The organism is Marinovum sedimenti, from assembly GCF_054052205.1.
In genome coordinates this window covers 1691431-1706907 of record NZ_CM133223.1, presented here as the reverse complement: position 1 = coordinate 1706907, position 15477 = coordinate 1691431, and the positions used below count along the sequence as shown (strand labels likewise).

General features: G+C 59.8%; 13 protein-coding genes and 1 tRNA gene. 5 read left to right on the top strand and 9 right to left on the bottom strand.

Features of this window, described 5'->3' with window-relative positions; translation table 11 throughout:
* The first annotated feature begins 1 nt into the window (after window position 1).
* The 3 genes from ACW9UO_RS08200 (at window position 2) to ACW9UO_RS08190 (ending at window position 2949) form a co-directional block, all read left to right on the top strand.
* Window positions 2-1420, top strand: coding sequence for a dihydrolipoyl dehydrogenase family protein (locus ACW9UO_RS08200; protein ID WP_457088476.1), 1419 nt, complete (start codon window positions 2-4; stop codon window positions 1418-1420).
* Window positions 1421-1434: 14 nt separating this feature from the next.
* On the top strand, window positions 1435-2814 hold the full coding sequence (locus ACW9UO_RS08195; RefSeq protein ID WP_457088475.1) for a sensor histidine kinase: 1380 nt from the start codon (window positions 1435-1437) through the stop codon (window positions 2812-2814).
* A 58-nt stretch (window positions 2815-2872) separates the two neighbouring features.
* Window positions 2873-2949: transfer RNA gene (locus ACW9UO_RS08190), tRNA-Arg, on the top strand.
* Between the two features lie 101 nt (window positions 2950-3050).
* Here the strand turns inward: ACW9UO_RS08190 and ACW9UO_RS08185 are convergent.
* The 9 genes from ACW9UO_RS08185 to irrA form a co-directional block, all read right to left on the bottom strand.
* Entirely contained in the window at window positions 3051-3329 is a 279-nt protein-coding gene (locus tag ACW9UO_RS08185) for a hypothetical protein (protein WP_457088474.1), read from the bottom strand.
* Window positions 3316-3861 (bottom strand): hypothetical protein, encoded by a 546-nt coding sequence (locus ACW9UO_RS08180; protein WP_457088473.1) that lies wholly within the window; start codon window positions 3859-3861, stop codon window positions 3316-3318. Before ACW9UO_RS08180 ends, ACW9UO_RS08185 begins: the two co-directional genes overlap by 14 nt.
* A 68-nt stretch (window positions 3862-3929) precedes the next feature.
* Window positions 3930-7406 (bottom strand): class I SAM-dependent DNA methyltransferase, encoded by a 3477-nt coding sequence (locus ACW9UO_RS08175; protein ID WP_457088472.1) that lies wholly within the window; start codon window positions 7404-7406, stop codon window positions 3930-3932.
* Window positions 7407-7996: 590 nt separating this feature from the next.
* Window positions 7997-8766, bottom strand: a protein-coding gene (locus tag ACW9UO_RS08170; protein WP_457088577.1) for an IS5 family transposase whose coding sequence is annotated in 2 segments (ribosomal slippage) — window positions 7997-8430 and window positions 8430-8766 — 771 coding nt in all. Because the reading frame shifts where the segments join, the coding sequence is not laid out codon by codon here.
* Between the two features lie 57 nt (window positions 8767-8823).
* Window positions 8824-9393 carry a hypothetical protein gene (locus tag ACW9UO_RS08165; protein ID WP_457088471.1) on the bottom strand — a complete coding sequence of 190 codons (570 nt, stop codon included), beginning with the start codon at window positions 9391-9393 and terminating at the stop codon, window positions 8824-8826.
* The gene (locus ACW9UO_RS08160) at window positions 9390-10697 is read right to left on the bottom strand and encodes a tyrosine-type recombinase/integrase (protein WP_457088470.1); all 1308 of its coding nucleotides are present in this window, start codon (window positions 10695-10697) and stop codon (window positions 9390-9392) included. The genes ACW9UO_RS08165 and ACW9UO_RS08160 overlap by 4 nt, the downstream gene beginning before the upstream one ends.
* Window positions 10698-11071: 374 nt before the next feature.
* Window positions 11072-11491, bottom strand: a complete 420-nt coding sequence (locus ACW9UO_RS08155; protein WP_457088469.1) for a hypothetical protein — start codon at window positions 11489-11491, stop codon at window positions 11072-11074.
* 232 nt (window positions 11492-11723) lie between these two features.
* Window positions 11724-11981, bottom strand: coding sequence for a hypothetical protein (locus ACW9UO_RS08150; RefSeq protein ID WP_457088468.1), 258 nt, complete (start codon window positions 11979-11981; stop codon window positions 11724-11726).
* Window positions 11982-12143: 162 nt separating this feature from the next.
* A complete protein-coding gene (gene irrA, locus ACW9UO_RS08145; protein WP_457088467.1) occupies window positions 12144-12566 on the bottom strand; it encodes an iron response transcriptional regulator IrrA in 423 nt (140 codons plus the stop codon).
* Window positions 12567-12754: 188 nt separating this feature from the next.
* Here irrA and fabA point away from each other — a divergent pair, with 188 nt between their 5' ends.
* Window positions 12755-13264: a bifunctional 3-hydroxydecanoyl-ACP dehydratase/trans-2-decenoyl-ACP isomerase gene (fabA, locus tag ACW9UO_RS08140; protein WP_457088466.1), complete on the top strand. Its 510-nt coding sequence runs from the start codon at window positions 12755-12757 to the stop codon at window positions 13262-13264.
* A gap of 268 nt (window positions 13265-13532) precedes the next feature.
* Window positions 13533-15419, top strand: a complete 1887-nt coding sequence (locus tag ACW9UO_RS08135) for a PhoX family protein (RefSeq protein ID WP_457088465.1) — start codon at window positions 13533-13535, stop codon at window positions 15417-15419.
* The last annotated feature ends 58 nt before the right edge of the window (window positions 15420-15477 follow it).

Genomic DNA, 15477 nt, shown 5'->3' with positions numbered 1-15477 from the left:
CATGGAAAAGATCAAAACAGATATCCTCGTGATCGGCGGCGGCTCTGGCGGGCTTTCTGTGGCGGCGGGCGCGGTGCAAATGGGCGCGCAGGTTGTCCTTCTTGAAGGCCACAAGATGGGTGGCGATTGCCTCAACTACGGCTGTGTGCCCTCCAAGGCGTTGATTGCCAGCGGAAAAGCGGCGTATGCCCAATCTCACGCCAGCCCCTACGGTGTGGCGGATGTGACGCCATCGGTCGATTACGGCGCGGCCAAGGATCATGTGCACGGCGTCATTGCCCAGATCGCCCCGGTCGATTCGGTGGAACGTTTCGAAGGATTGGGCGTGCGGGTCATCAGCGAATTTGGCCGCTTTGTCTCGGACACCGAGGTGCAGGCGGGCGACCACCTGATCACAGCCCGCCGAATTGTGATTGCCACCGGGTCTTCGCCACTGGTGCCGCCGATTCCGGGGCTGGAGAACGTGCCCTATGAGACCAATGAAACCCTGTTCAACCTGCGCGACCGACCCGATCACCTGCTGATCATCGGCGGCGGCCCCATCGGCATGGAGATGGCGCAGGCGCACCGGCGGCTCGGCTGCAAGGTTACCGTGATCGAAGGCATGAAGGCGCTGGGCAAGGATGACCCCGAAACCGCCGCCATCGTGCTGGACCAGATGCGCGTCGAGGGCATCGAGATTGCCGAAGACGCGCTCGCGGCCGAGATTCGCGGCCAGGCCGGGGCGATTGAAGTCGAGGCCAAAGATGGCCGCATCTTCAAGGGCTCACACCTGCTGATGGCGGTGGGGCGCAAATCCAACATCGACAAGCTCGACCTCGACAAGGCCGGGATCGAGACCACCAAGGCTGGGATCAAGGTGGATGACAGTCTGAAAACCAGCAACCGCAAGGTCTATGCGATTGGCGATGTGGCGGGCGGCCTGCAATTCACCCATGTCGCGGGCTATCACGCCGGTATCGTGATCCGCTCGGCGCTGTTTGGCCTGCCGGCCAAGACCTCGACAGCGCATATTCCTTGGGCCACTTACACCGCGCCGGAACTGTCGCAAGTGGGTCTGACCGAGGCGCAGGCGCGCGACGAACATGGCGACAAACTGGAAGTGGTGCGTTTTGCGTTCGAACACAACGACCGGCTGATTGCCGAGCGCAAGACCGCCGGGCTGATCAAGGTGATGGTGGTCAAGGGTCGCCCTGTTGGGGTGTCCATCGCGGGCCATCAAGCGGGCGAATTGATCAATCTGTGGTCGCTTGCCATCGCCAACAAGCTCAAGATGAGCCAGATTTCCGCGATGGTGTCGCCTTACCCCACGGTGGGGGAGGTTAACAAACGCGCAGCCGGGGCCTATTTCTCACCCAGATTGTTTGATAATCCAACGGTCAAGCGCATCGTCGGCTTGGTTCAGCGCTGGGTGCCGTAAGGGATAGGCTGCATATGCTCAATTCGCTGTCCGGGCGTTTCCTGATCCTGACCACCGTCTTTGTGATGTTGGCAGAGATCATGGTGTTTGTTCCGTCTGTGGCGCGATTCCGCGAGGATTATCTGCTTGGGCACCTGGAACGCGCGCAGATCGCGTCGTTGTCGCTGTTGGCCAATGACATGATCGATGCCGACCTCGAAGAAGAGCTGTTGCGCAATGCGGGCGTCTATAACGTGGTTCTGCGGCGGGATGAGGCACGGCAGCTTATCCTGTCGTCGCCCATGCCCGGACCGATATTTGCGACCTATGATCTGCGCGATGCACCGCCGGCGACGTTGATCATGCATGCGATGCAGCGGCTGATTGACACCGAACCCCGGATCATCCGCGTGATCGGCAACCCGTTGCGCGACGCTGGGCTGTTGATCGAGGTGTCGATGGAAACCGCCCCCCTGCGCACGGCGATGATCGATTATGGCCTGCGTATCCTGTTCCTGTCGGCGGTGATTTCGGTCGCCACCGCCTTTCTTTTGTTTCTCGCGGTGCGGGTGTTCCTCGTGAAGCCGATCAAGCGGGTGGTGGGCCAGATGAAGGCCTATGCCGCGGCGCCCGAAGATGGCCGGCGCATCATCCAGCCCTCGGCTGGCGTGAGCGAACTGCGCGAGGCCGAAGAAGCGCTCAAGATGCTGGAAACCGAGCTGACCCATGCGCTTAAGCAAAAAGAGCGGCTGGCCCAATTGGGCGGAGCAGTGGCGCGTGTGAGCCATGATTTGCGCAACATCCTCACCTCGGCGCAGCTATTTACCGACCGGATCGAGATGTCGGAAGATCCCGGCGTCAAACGGCTTGCGCCCAAGCTGGTGAATTCGATCACCCGTGCGGTGCATCTGTGCGAAAGCACGCTGGCATTTGGTCGCGCCGAAGAGCCTGCGCCGACGCTGACGCGGGTTCATCTGGCCGAGCTGGTGTCGGATGTGGTGGAAAGCGAACGGCTGGCCACGGGCGACTATGACCTGAGCTATTCCGAAGACGTGCCCGCCACATTGCATCTGCGCGCCGATGCCGAACAGCTGCACCGGGTGATGTCGAATATGGTGCGCAATGCGCGTCAGGCGATCATGGCGACGGGAAAACCCGGTGAGATCAATATATTTGCCGAAGAAACGGATGATCATTGGCGGATCTGCATGTCGGACACCGGGCCGGGGCTTCCCCCCAAGGCCAAAGAGCATCTGTTCAAGGCATTCCAAGGTGGCGCGCGCAAGGGCGGCAGTGGGCTGGGCCTGGCGATTTCGGCTGAATTGATCCGCGGCCACGGCGGCACGCTGGCGCTGCTCGAGACCGGCGAACGCGGCTCTGTCTTCGAGATTTGCCTGCCGCGCGGAGAGATGTAAATTTCTTGAAAATTCGCACTTGCACATCTGAAGTGCCTGACTTAAACCCCGGCTCAACGGACCGATAGCTCAGCTGGATAGAGTACCTGACTACGAATCAGGGGGTCGGGGGTTCGAATCCTCCTCGGTCCGCCATTTACCCCCTTTAAGTCATTGTTTCTATTGGCCTAGTCAAAACCCTATCCCCCACGATATCCCCCACCTTGAATTGGCTTTCCCCGGAATTCGGCGGAATGTCACGGTGCTTTGAGACTGTCCAGAATCAGCCGTTCCTGTGATTTTGCACCTTTCAGAATCGCGGTGATTTCCTTGCGCAGTGCTGTGGCGTCCTGACTGCGGGCACCGTGGCGATAGTTGGGATGGTCACGGCCCGGAGCGGCACCGCCGCGCGCACCGTGCATCCGGCATACGCTCCAGCCACGCACCGCCGGGCTTTTGCAGGGCAGGCCGGAGCGTTTCGATTTTGCGGTACAGCGGGCAGCGCAGTGCATGGGGTAAGCGTCATGTTTCATCATGCGCCCCCCCTCGGGTCACATGGCCCACCACGGCTTGCCCGCCGCTTTCCACTGTCACGCGTTCAACGCGCACGGTCTGGCCTTTGCTGCGATAGCGTTTCAGCGTGTCCATCTGTGACGCATAAGTGCGGCCCAGCTTGTTCAAAGCCTTTTCGGCGGCGTCCTGTTGCGGGATCGTCTCAACATGGTTCAACCGGCGCGCCATCATCATGGTGGCTTGATGCGTCGCGGCCATTTGAGCCAACAGCAAGGCCTCGGCTGCGTCGCGCGGTTTCATTGCATCCACGAATCCCAGCGCGAAATCCGTGGCCTCTGCGTCGATTCGATGCCCATGTGATCCAAGCATTGCGGTCTGCGTCGTCAGACCATTGAAAACTGAGGTGTTCTCAACCGCGTTCACGATGCGCCCCCAAGAGCCGCTGAGTGCCATGGTCAACGCGCCGTTGTCAGCCCAGTCGAGCGCGATGCGGGGTGGCCTGCGCTCTTTGGTTTTTTCCGGTGTCCGGTCGGAATGGGTCAGGTCGCCTGTCATGTCTTGCCTCGCATAAGTCTCGTGACTTATTTCCTGATGCTTTCAGTCAGACTATAGCGCCGCGCCAATCACATGGCAAAGCGCCCGTTTTCGACGGCGCGGGCGTGGCCCAGCAGGGTCAGGCTTTCCAGCAATGGCCCGACGGTTTGCGCGCGGCCACGTTTAAAGCTGCGGGCAACCTGTTCCGGGGTGGCTTCGCCCAGATCGGCCAGCGTTTCGCGCACGGCGGCGATTTGGTCGGGCAGGGTCTTGGGAAAGGGCGGTTTGGCGGCGCTGTCCTTGGGGCCAAGATCCATCGCGTCCTGTGCGCCTTTGGCCTGTGCCGCGTGGCCCTCGGGGTTCTGGTATTCGGGGCGCAGCCAGCGGACGATGCCTTGGGCTTCCTCTGCGGCGCGGGCGCGGTTAAGGTCCACCAGCCGGTGCAGGATATCATCGTCGGACAGGTCAGCGGGCCAGCCATAGGCCTCGGCCACCGCCGTATCGATGCGGTCGTGAATGTCGCGCAAGAGGCCGATCAGGCCTTGGTCGTAAATCTCGCGGTCCTTGCCTTCGATCCGGTCGCCGGTCTTGTCACTGGCGCGCAGCTTTTCGAGCACGTTGTACATCTGGGTCAGGGTCAGCTTGGGATGCGCGGCCTGTTGCGCCTTGCGATGGGCGTCAAGCTCTTCGCCAAGGGCGCGGAGATGGGTTCTCTGTTGGTCGGTGAGGTCGGGGAAAGAGAATTTATTGAAGCACTCGGTGTGATTGTAATTTGGTCGATCTTCTAGAAACGACCCATTGGCCAGCGCCCATTTTTCGTGTGTCTTTGAGCTAAGAATAGCCATAGACGCGGCATCCTCCGAACCGATCACTACAAGCTTGCTTTCGGAAATTGCCTTCGTTTCGACAAAAGTAAACAGCCTATGTTTCGCAGTGCGAGTTGTGGCTAGATACCGATTGATCCCAGTTAGAACAGGACGCAGTTCGCGTCTTGGCTCACCAAATATCCACCAATTCCTTTTATAAGTGTCACGATTGTTCTGGTCGCGCTCGGGCTTTACTCGATCGTGAACATGTTGATAGACTGCCGGGAAGCGCGCTCTCGCTTCGGCCTCGGTTAGACCAAACAAGTCGATTGCGAAAATTTGTCGTGGTGTTTGTACAAGGTCGCGTCCGCTAAGGTACGGGCGAATATGCTTTTCCAAATCTTGAACCGACCCCAAACCCAATTCGCACGCTTCGGGCGGAGATATTAAGAAGCCTAAGCCATGCAGCTTTACGCCCATGTGCGCCAAACCCGCATTCGCCTTCAAAGCAACAGCGCCCGCCACATCCGCCCCAATCCGCAGATTGGAAAAAATCTTGCCCTTCTCAATCGATAGGTCCACCGGGCGGCCCTCGGCTTCCGTTAGGCCTTTGTCTTCGCGGGTCACGGTCACAAGCCGCCCCATGTGGTTTCCCGCCATGCCCACCGTCATGGCAATCCGCACCGCCGCGCCGTCGCCCGCATCCACCCAAGGGTGGTCGGGAATCGCAAACATCAGCGACAGCGGCTTTTTCGGATCGCCCAAATGCGGGGCCAGCACCTTGCGATTGAACGTCTGGCGCAGCGAATTGGTGGTGATCAGGCCAAAGCGCCGTGTGCCTTTGGCACGGGTTTTCGCCGCTGCCGGTTTCCAACCGCGCGTCGCCAACGCCGCCTTTTCCCACCAGAACATCACGAAATCCGCGCTTTGCGGCATCTTTGGATAGGCTTTCCACAACGCCTCGGCATAGCCATCGCCCAGCGCTTCGCGCATCCGGCTGGCTCCGATAAACGGCGGGTTGCCGACGATGAATTCCGCTTCGGGCCAAGTCGCGGGCTTGGGGTCGTGATAGTCCAGCACCGGCACGCGGGCCGATGGGTCGGGCACCTGTTCCCCCGTCACAGAATGCGTGATCGTGGTGGTGCCGTCCCAGCGGGTTACGGGCGCGCCTGCGTCATCCAGCCGGGGCGAGGTGCCGGAATAGGTCAGCACCGCATCGCGATTCTCGATATTGTGGAAGTCGCGCAGCACCGGCTCGGACGGGCTGGCCTTGCCATAGGTGCGGAAGTGCCATTGCAGATAGCCGATCCACAGCACCAGTTCCGCCACCGCCGCCGCCCAGGGGTTTAGCTCTAGCCCAAGGAATTGATGCGGGTCGACTGTGTACCCGGCCAGCGCCAGCGCGGTCTGTTCCTCGCCCAGTTCGGACAAAAGCACGGTGACTTCGCCCTCTAGCCGTTTCATCAGTTCGAGCGCGACGTACAGGAAATTGCCGCTGCCACATGCCGGATCCAGCACGCGGGTTTCGCATAGTTGCTGGTGAAAGGCGCTCACGGTGTCGCGGGCTTCCTTTTCGCGGCCTTGATTGGCAAGGGTCAGCGCCGCCGCCTGCACATTGCGCCAATCGGCGCGCAGCGGTTCCATGATGGTCGGCACCACCAACCGCTCGACATAGGCGCGCGGGGTATAGTGCGCGCCCAGTTTGTGCCGCTGTTTCTTGTCCAGCGCGCGTTCGAGCAGGGTGCCGAAAATCGCCGGTTCCACTTCGCGCCAGTCGCATTGGGCGGCGTCGATCAGCAGGGAAAGCTGGATATTCGACAGGGGCAGGGCGTCGGCATCTTTGAACAGCCCACCGTTGAACCGCATCAGATCGGTTGTAAGCACGGCGGAAAAGCCGCCGGTGTTCATGGTGTCCCACAGGGATTTGAGCGACGGGGCGGCATGTTCCGGGTGGCCGCGCAGCTTTTGCAGCAGATCAGAGAAACAGCCGTGCGGGATCAGGTCCACATCCTCGGCAAACATGGTGAACAGACAGCGCATCAGAAAGCGCGCCACGGTTTCGGGTTCGTGGCCTTGGCCTTCAAACGAGCGGCCCAGTGCGGCCAGCCTATCGGCCACCTCGCGCGTGACCCGCGCCGCCACCTTTGAGGGATCAAGCGCGTGGGGATCGGTCCAGATCAGGGCCAAGCGTTCGCGGATCTTTTCGTCGCGTAGATCGTCCATCGTGATGCGATAGCGGCGGCCATCGGGGTATTGGGTGTATCCCTGACCTTGGCCGGAGAAATCCGCGTAAACCTCGATCACATGGCCCACGTCCACCACCAGCAGGAACGGCGGCCAGCCATCATTGCGCGACACGGCGCGGGCATAGCCATCCGCCTGATTGCGGGCGCGCAGCATGGTGTCATCCCACCGCCGGGTGCCGCGTTTGCCGTGGCCCGCGCGGGTGGCTTTGGGCAAGTCGGGCAAGAGGTCGGGCTGGGTGTCGTCCGTGACGGGTTTGGCATCGGTGCCTTGCTTGGCCTCCATCACGAAATGACCAGCATTGTAGAGGTCAATAAAGCCGCGCGATTGGCTGCCTGTGTGAATGAAGGTCACGGGGCGTTCAAAGCAATAGGCATCGGAGCGCGCGTGTTGGGTTGCCGGGTCGGGCGTGGGCACGCCTAGCACGTCACAGAGTTCGTTTGCGAAGGATTGGAAGTTCGCCCGTTCACTGCCGCCAGATAGCGACCATTTGGCAATGAAGTCTTCTACAATCAAAACGCGTCACCGAAATAGGAACGGCCAATAAAATAATTTGGCTCGCGTAATAATTGAACTTGATAAATATTAGGTCGTCTAGGTTTAAAAACGCCACTCTTTTGAGGTGCCGCACCAATGCCTGCCATTTGGGCCGTATCGATCCCATGCGGACATATTTCGCCAAGTTTCGAGTGAGACAACCTCGCCAGTCCAAGTAAGGGGGCGGCCTGCGACAGAAACCCTGTGCGGGAAAGGCTCTGTTGTCGCGGCTATTCTGCCAAGGGCCTCAATGTTTGGCGGCTTCTGTGCCGAGGTGGTTGCGACATCCGCGACACTTGCGACAGGCGCAGAAGGATTTGTGCATGTCCTATCGGGCAAGGCATTAAATGCGGCCCTCTGACCGCATTAAATTTCAGCAAGGGCAGAATTTACATCAAACCACATCGCCATCCCCTTTGACGATTCGCCAAGCCTCTTTCCTTGCCGCCCCGCGCACGATGGTTCCGGGGTCGAGTGGTGCAAGCCAACCGTGGCGCTCCAAAGCGACGATTGCGGCCAGTGCTTTTGGGCTTTCGCGCAAAGGGTTAGGGTCAGGACTCGTTCTCGTTTCATAGCCAGAACATGACGGTTGCGGCGAGGGCGATGGCGGAGAGGAAGACTTTCGGGCATCGGTCGTAGCGTGTGGCAATCCTGCGCCAGTCCTTCAGGCGCCCGAACATGATCTCGATCCTGTTGCGGCGTTTGTAGCGGCGCTTGTCGTATTTGACGGGCTTGGCGCGGGACTTCCGGCCAGGGATGCAGGGCTTTATCTCCTTGTCTTTCAACGCTTCCCTGAACCAGTCGGCGTCATAGCCCCGGTCGGCCAGAAGCCATTGTGCCGATGGCAGGCTGCCAAGAAGGGCCGCAGCGCCGGTGTAGTCGCTGACCTGGCCCGCGGTCATGAAAAACCGGATCGGTCGTCCCTCGGCATCGGTGACGGCATGCAGCTTGGTGTTCATGCCGCCTTTGGTTCGGCCGATCGCGCGCCCCCGCTGGTCGTCGGGCCCCCCTTTTTCGACCGCAGACTGCTCGCCGTGCGGTGCGCCTTCAGATAGGTCGCGTCGATCATCACCGTCTTTGGAACCGCTGCCTCCGACGCAAGGCCGTGCATCATCCTCGCGAAAATGCCCTTGTCGCTCCATCGTTTCCAGCGGTTATAGAGCGTTTTGGCCGGGCCGTATTCCGCGGGCGCGTCGCACCAGCGCAAGCCATTGCGATTGATGAATATTATCCCACTCAGAACACGCCGGTCATCCACCCGCGGCTTGCCATGGCTCTTGGGAAAAAACGGCCGAAGCCGGTCCATCTGCGCGTCCGTTAGCCAGAAAAGGTTGCTCATCATCACCCCCGTCAGTTTGGGAGCTTGAATCACGCTGCCGACGTAGCCTCAAGCAGATCAATGGGTCCTGAGCCTAAGGTAGTCGGGCCATTTTTTTCTATGCCGAGGCTTCTTTATTAGTACGCCGTGACGTTTAAACTGGACTTCCTCCGCAGCACTTTTCGCCAACTTTAGCTGCTCTGCAAGTGGGCGATCTAAGTTGATCGATATAGCAAGTTGATTGGGTGCTAAGTTCATGGATGCACGGTGTTCGGTGCGTTCGATTGGACTCCCTTCCATGTAACTCACACCACCGTGGTCCCAGGTTAACAAGTGATCATGGGGTTGCTCGGAGATTCTGGGGTCGAGTGCACCGGCGAATCCCCATTTCTTAAAAAACCGCCTATGGATCAATTCAAGTTCATTGGAAAGTGTTTCGCACGAACATATCGCATCAGCGCAAGGGTTCACGTTCCGTTTTTTAATTTCGCCGTCAAGAAATTTTTGCGTAGCAATAAAGTGCATTGCTTCGCTTCGGTAATCGTCGCGGCGACGCCAAAATTCCCAGCGCCACCGAGCTAGTGACCACTTGCCAGTTTTGGTATAAGGTTCGTCAAGTTTCCAGTCAGGAAGTCCCCATTCACTCATAAGAAATCACCCATCATCACTAGATTATTGCGTGTGTTATCGCCAAGAAATTCTACCCAAGCGCACATCATCGCCCGCCGCCGTTCCAGCATGTCGCTGCGCTGATATGCCCGTTCCACATCAGACCCGATGAAGTGGGCCAGCGCGATTTCCGCCATATCGCGAGGATAGCCTTGCTCGGCGGCCCACTGGCGAAAGGTCGAGCGAAGCCCATGCGGCACGGCGGGGCGTTTGTTCTGCGGGTCTACAAAGCCCAAATGCCCCGCTTTGACTTCACTTTCCTGCATCCGGCGCATAACTGCAGAAATTGACATATCCGACAACATTCCGCCGCGCTGGGCGAAAAACACATAGGGGCTGCCATCCATCCGGGGCAGGGCACGCAAAAGCGCCACCGCTTCGGGTGTCAATGGAACGCGATGTTCGCGCTCTGCCTTCATCCGTTCCGCAGGTATCGTCCATGTCGCTATTGTCGCGGGTGTCGCAAGCGGGTGGCTGGCAGGGTTAACATCGCGGCCAAGGTGCAGTTCATCCCATGTCATGCCACGCACTTCGCCAGATCTGGCTGCGGTCAGGGTCAGGAATTGCAGAGCCTGCGCCGCCATGCCTTCGCGCTGTGCAAGGTTGCGCCACCATTCCGATGCATCGCTCAGCGCCAAAGCGGGGTGGTTGCCGCTTTTCGCGACCTTGGACGGCTTGGGCAGGATCTCGGCAAGATTGCCTTTCCATCGCGCCGGATTGTCGCCGGTTCGGTATCCGGCCACAGTCGCCCAAGACAGCACGCTTTCGATGCGCCCGCGCAACCGCTTGGCGGTGACTGTCTTGGTTTGCCAGATCGGTTCCAGCACGCGCAGCACGTCTTGCACAACAATGTCGCCAACACGTTTCGCCCCAAGAATCGGGTTTGCATAGGTGTCGAGTGTCGAGCGCCATTGTTTGCGGTGCTTGTCGTTCCTGAATTCTTCCAGCTTGTTGGCAAGATAGCGCTCTACAGCCTGTTCAAAGGTCAGCACTGCCGCCGCCTTGCGACGTTCCTCCAAGGGGTCGCCACCGCTCATAGCCTTGCCGCGATGTTCGAGCGCCAGTTTGCGCGCGGTTGCCAGCGGTATGGCCGGGGGGCTTCCCAACCCGATTTCGCTTCGTTTGCCGCGAATGGTGATGCGTTGCACCCATTGCTTCGCACCATTGGCGCGCACGCGCAAAAACAAGCCATGCCCATCAAAGTATTTGCCGGGATCAGTCACAGTATCGACAAAGCGCGCAGTCAGCGCTTTTTGAGGCTTCCGAATTCCAACGTCGGTCAAAGCGTATCCCCCAGTATATCCCCCACCTTGCGGCGGAATACGTAAGAATATGCCGGAATTAATGGGACAGGGAAAGGGGAGATTTCGTTTTAAAATAAAGAACTAAGAGGATCTTTCGGGAATGTTCCGGAATGCGCCGTGGCGGTTCCTCGGTCCGCCATTTACCCCCTCCCTTCAAATCTCTATCTCTTTACGTCGTCGGAATGACATCTGGCAGCAAGACGCAATTGCGTTTGGCGGTGCCAGGATGCGGGGATCTTCGAAGTGTGTCCAGATAGATTAAATTTCTGGATTGCCGTCTCGGCAAGGTCAAACGTACGGACACCTGCCAGAGAGGGGCGGACGGGCCCGCTTGTGGCCCTCGCAATCCACGGTTAGGCTGGAGCCGCGAGAATGCGGGCGCGGGCAACACGGCGCAGCGCGGCAATCTGATCGGAATGAGCCGCACTCCAGGCCAGCCATGCCAGGTAGCCCCGCTGGTTGACGGCAGCGCGCGACTTTACGTCGAGCCTTTGGAAACGATCAACGGACATGTCCGGGACAAAGCCCAGTTTGATCGCCTGATAGGACGCGGCGCAGAGTGTGACGTGCCTCTGGTCCATGATCTGGACGCGGGCAAACTCCATGCACATGACGTAAACGCGCAACATGCGCGTGTCGGGGTTTGGAAGCTGGTGTGGATTGGGCGCACGCGCCGCAAGCGGGCCGCTCGGCGAAACAGGCGAACGGATTTCGGTTTGTGCCGCGAGGGGCATCAAGGCGAGAAAACAGGTGGTGGCAAGTGTCTTAAACATAGCAGCGCTCCTTTGCGTAAGTGCAAGTAAACGCCGCGTCCTCCCCATAAGGCGCTCAGGTCTATGATGCGCCCAAGAGGTAAAGACCGCCTTAAGGTTGCGCTCTCATCGCATCATGAGGTGGGAGCTTTGGCTGCCGGCCAGATCGGCGGGCGGCACATGTTCGGGGGTCAAAACGCAAAAGACAGGCGCATTTGCCTGTCTTTTCAACGAAAAATTTGAATTTAGCGGTTTATGCCACGTCTGGCGTCATGGTGCTGGCCCAGGCCAAAGGCGCGGGGCGGGACATCTGAACGAATGCATCGGTCAACCAGAGCCGCACCCAGGCCAACGCCACCGCGCCGAACATAAGGCAGCCGCCGACCATCAGGCTTTCGACTTGCACTTGCGCGACACCCGTTCCGAGGTACCAAGTGGCCGCGGCAAACATCGCCAACATGGCGGTCAATAACATCCATGATCCGATGGTTTTGATGAGTTTCGTTGTCATGGCGATCTCCTGCATTCCGGCCCCAAAGACAGATTGGCGGCGAAATGGGGCAGAACTGGGGCCAAGATGGGGAAAGGCTGGGCCGATGCCCAAGGCGCGGGCCCGCGACGGGTGCGGCGTGATCAGGACTAGCGGTGTGGGGCTTCACGCAGAGGTTGGGCCTCAGCGTTGCTTGCGCCGCAACCTGATCACCACATCGACGCTGGCAATCTCGGCCCCCTCGGGGGCATCGGGCAGGGAGACGATCTTGAGTTGCTCGGCGGGGGCGTCGGTCAGGCGACCCTCGTCCTCCCAATAGAAATGCGGGTGATCGTGGGTGTTAGTGTCGAAATAGCTTTTCTGGCCGTCCACCGTGACCTCTTGCATCAGCCCGGCGTCACAAAACGCCCGCAGGGTATTGTAGACGGTGGCAAGCGACACGCTTTCGCCGCTGTCTTGTACCTTGGTGAACAGGCTTTCGGCGGTGACATGTCGGTTTTGACCGTCGCCCACCAGAAGTGACGCCAATGTCAGCCGCTGCCGCGTCGGGCGCAGCCCCGCGCCGGACAGCCAAGATGCACCACGGTTGTTCGCTGGGGACGTCATGTTCCTGCCTCGCTCATCAAGCCTTGGGTCAATATAGGGGGGATCGCGAATGAGTTTCAATGTCCTCGGCGCAAACGCGGCCTGTGCGCGGGGCAAAGTCTTTGGAAAATGTCGCGCTCTTGCACGCTCGGGCACCGGGGTGCTAAACCGAAGGTGAGAGTGACATACCATCCGAGGAAGGTGCCTGAATGGCCGAATACCCCACCAGTTTCGACAAAGACGATCTCCTGAAATGCGCCCGTGGCGAACTTTTCGGCCCCGGAAACGCGCAGTTGCCGGAACCGCCGATGCTGATGATGGACCGGATCACCGAAATCTCGGCCGATGGCGGCGCGCATGGCAAAGGCCATGTGCTGGCGGAATTCGATATCACGCCGGACCTGTGGTTCTTTGATTGCCACTTCCCGGGCAACCCGATCATGCCTGGCTGTCTGGGGCTTGATGGCCTGTGGCAGCTGACCGGCTTTAACCTTGGCTGGCGCGGCTGGCTGGGGCGCGGCTATGCGCTGGGCGTGGGCGAGGTCAAGCTGACCGGTATGGTGCGGCCCGACCGCAAGATGCTGACCTATAAGATCGATTTCACCAAGGCGATCCAGACCCGGCGGCTGACCATGGGTGTGGCGGACGGCATTGTCGAAGCCGATGGCGAGGTGATCTATCAGGTCAAAGACATGAAGGTCGCGCTGAGCGAGAGCTAAGCTCTCCGCTTGCGGTGGAAATTCCATTGATGGAATTTTAAAAATCTGTCGACAGATTTTCGCCCCCGCGAGGGGCAAAGGGACGGGATGAACGCCGGGGCAGGGGCTCCGGCGTTTGTCGTTTCAGCCCCGCCTATCAACGTTATCGCAATGTCATAAGGTGGTCGCAAAAGCGTTACGCAGGACCGTTAGGCGCTGTGCCATACTGCGCCGTGCGTTCCGGGCGGCGCGTGTCTCACGCCAATCTGTCCAGCAAGGGAATACTGACATGGTGGATAAAACGCTCATCGATCTTTCATGGGATGACTTCGACGAACATCGCGATCCGCGCCCCGAGGGAAACCAGTTCGACCAAGTCGTCGACCGCGCCATTTCGCGCCGTGGTTTTCTGGGCGGCGCATTGGCCTTCGGCTCGGGTGCTGCTGTTTTCGGCACTGGCCTGTTGTCCTCGACGACGGTATCGCGCGCCGCCGGTCATGGCGGTTTTGCGTTTGAGCCGATCGACATTGCCACCGACCATGAGATCCACGTGCCCAAAGGCTACACCCATAAGGTTCTGGTGCGCTGGGGCGATGCGCTTTGGTCCGAGGCCGAGGGGGCCTATTCCGCCGAGACCGGGCTTCCGGTGGCGATGTCTGACAAAGTGTTTGGCGAAAACACTGACGGGATGGAGCTGTTCGACGTTGAGGGCCGCGAAGTCATTGCCGTCAATTCCGAATATGTGAACCCCAAGATCAACCTGCCGGCCGCCTCGGGCGGCGTGCCGCAGAACGCCGATGAAGTCACCTTGCTGAAGAACCTTCAGGGTGTGACCGTCATGGAAGTGACCTCGGGTGCAGATGGTTATGAGGTGGTCAAGGACAGCCCGTTCAACCGCCGCATCACCCATGAGACCGAAATGACGCTGGCCGGCCCGCTCGCCGGGCATGATCTGGTGAAAACCAACGCTGATCCTTCGGGCACCGTGGCCAAAGGCACGATGAACAACTGTGGATCGGGCCGCACGCTCTGGAACACCTATCTGACCTGCGAAGAGAACTTTAACGGCTACTTCGGCGCCACCGGCGAGATGCCCGAAGGCGAAAGCTACAACCGGTATGGCATCGGTGGCACGGGCCGCTATGCCTATGAGGTGTATGATCCGCGCTATGATCTGAGTCAGGAACCCAACGAGCCGCACCGCCATGGTTTTGTCACCGAAATCAACCCGGCTGACCCGGCCTCGACCCCGGTGAAACGCACCGCCTTGGGCCGTTTCAAACACGAAAACGCCGCGATGGTGCAGGCCACAGATGGCCGTGTGGTTGTCTATATGGGCGACGATGAGCGCGGTGAATTCCTCTATAAATACGTCTCCAACGGCACCTGGACCGAGGGCGAGGACGGTGGCGATCTGCTCAACGACGGCACGCTTTATGCTGCCAAGTTCAACGATGACCAGTCCGGCGAATGGCTGGCGCTGACGCCTGAAGCGACCGGGATGGAGCTGGCCGAAATTCTGGCGTTCACCCGCATGGCGGCCTCGGCTGTTGGCGCGACAACGATGGACCGCCCCGAGTGGGTGGCCTGTAACCCGTTGAAAGCCGAAGCCTATTGCGCGCTGACCAACAACTCCAAGCGGGCGGCAGGCGCGACAAATCCGGGCGGCGACGCGATGGACACCAACGCCGTCAACCCGCGCGAGACCAACAACTATGGTCAGATCGTGCGCTGGGCCGCAGCCGAGGGCAACCATGCCACCGAGGCCTTCACATGGGATCTTTATGTGATGGCGGGCAATCCAGACGTGTATGACAACGTCTATGGCGGGTCCGACAATGTCACGCCGGGCAATATGTTCAACTCGCCCGACGGCATGGTGTTTTCCTCCGACGGGATGCTTTGGATCCAGACCGACGGCGATGATGACAACGAAGGTGACTTCGCGGGCATGGGCAACAACCAGATGCTGGTCGGCAACCCCGAAACCGGCGAGATTGCCCGCTTTATGACCGTGCCGAATGGCGCCGAAGTCACCGGCCTGTGCTGGTCGCTCGACAAGACAGTGGCGTTCGTTGGCGTACAGCATCCCGGCGGCGCATGGCCCGATGGCGAAGGCGCTCCGCGCTCCTCCGTTGTCGCGGTCTGGCGCGAGGATGGCGCGACCTTCGGCTGACCCTGTCAACCACAACGTATTGCGGCGCCGAGGTTCTTTCGGCGCCGTTTTGCGTTTT

Bases quoted from the DNA above. Each gene is read 5' to 3' on its own strand.
- ACW9UO_RS08200 (WP_457088476.1), top strand. From the start codon at position 2: ATGGAAAAGATCAAAACAGATATCCTCGTGATCGGCGGCGGCTCTGGC.
- ACW9UO_RS08155 (WP_457088469.1), bottom strand. From the start codon at position 11,491: ATGTTTAAGACACTTGCCACCACCTGTTTTCTCGCCTTGATGCCCCTC.
- ACW9UO_RS08135 (WP_457088465.1), top strand. From the start codon at position 13,533: ATGGTGGATAAAACGCTCATCGATCTTTCATGGGATGACTTCGACGAA.
- ACW9UO_RS08150 (WP_457088468.1), bottom strand. From the start codon at position 11,981: ATGACAACGAAACTCATCAAAACCATCGGATCATGGATGTTATTGACC.
- ACW9UO_RS08180 (WP_457088473.1), bottom strand. From the start codon at position 3,861: ATGACAGGCGACCTGACCCATTCCGACCGGACACCGGAAAAAACCAAA.
- ACW9UO_RS08165 (WP_457088471.1), bottom strand. From the start codon at position 9,393: ATGAGTGAATGGGGACTTCCTGACTGGAAACTTGACGAACCTTATACC.
- ACW9UO_RS08195 (WP_457088475.1), top strand. From the start codon at position 1,435: ATGCTCAATTCGCTGTCCGGGCGTTTCCTGATCCTGACCACCGTCTTT.
- irrA (WP_457088467.1), bottom strand. From the start codon at position 12,566: ATGACGTCCCCAGCGAACAACCGTGGTGCATCTTGGCTGTCCGGCGCG.
- ACW9UO_RS08185 (WP_457088474.1), bottom strand. From the start codon at position 3,329: ATGATGAAACATGACGCTTACCCCATGCACTGCGCTGCCCGCTGTACC.
- fabA (WP_457088466.1), top strand. From the start codon at position 12,755: ATGGCCGAATACCCCACCAGTTTCGACAAAGACGATCTCCTGAAATGC.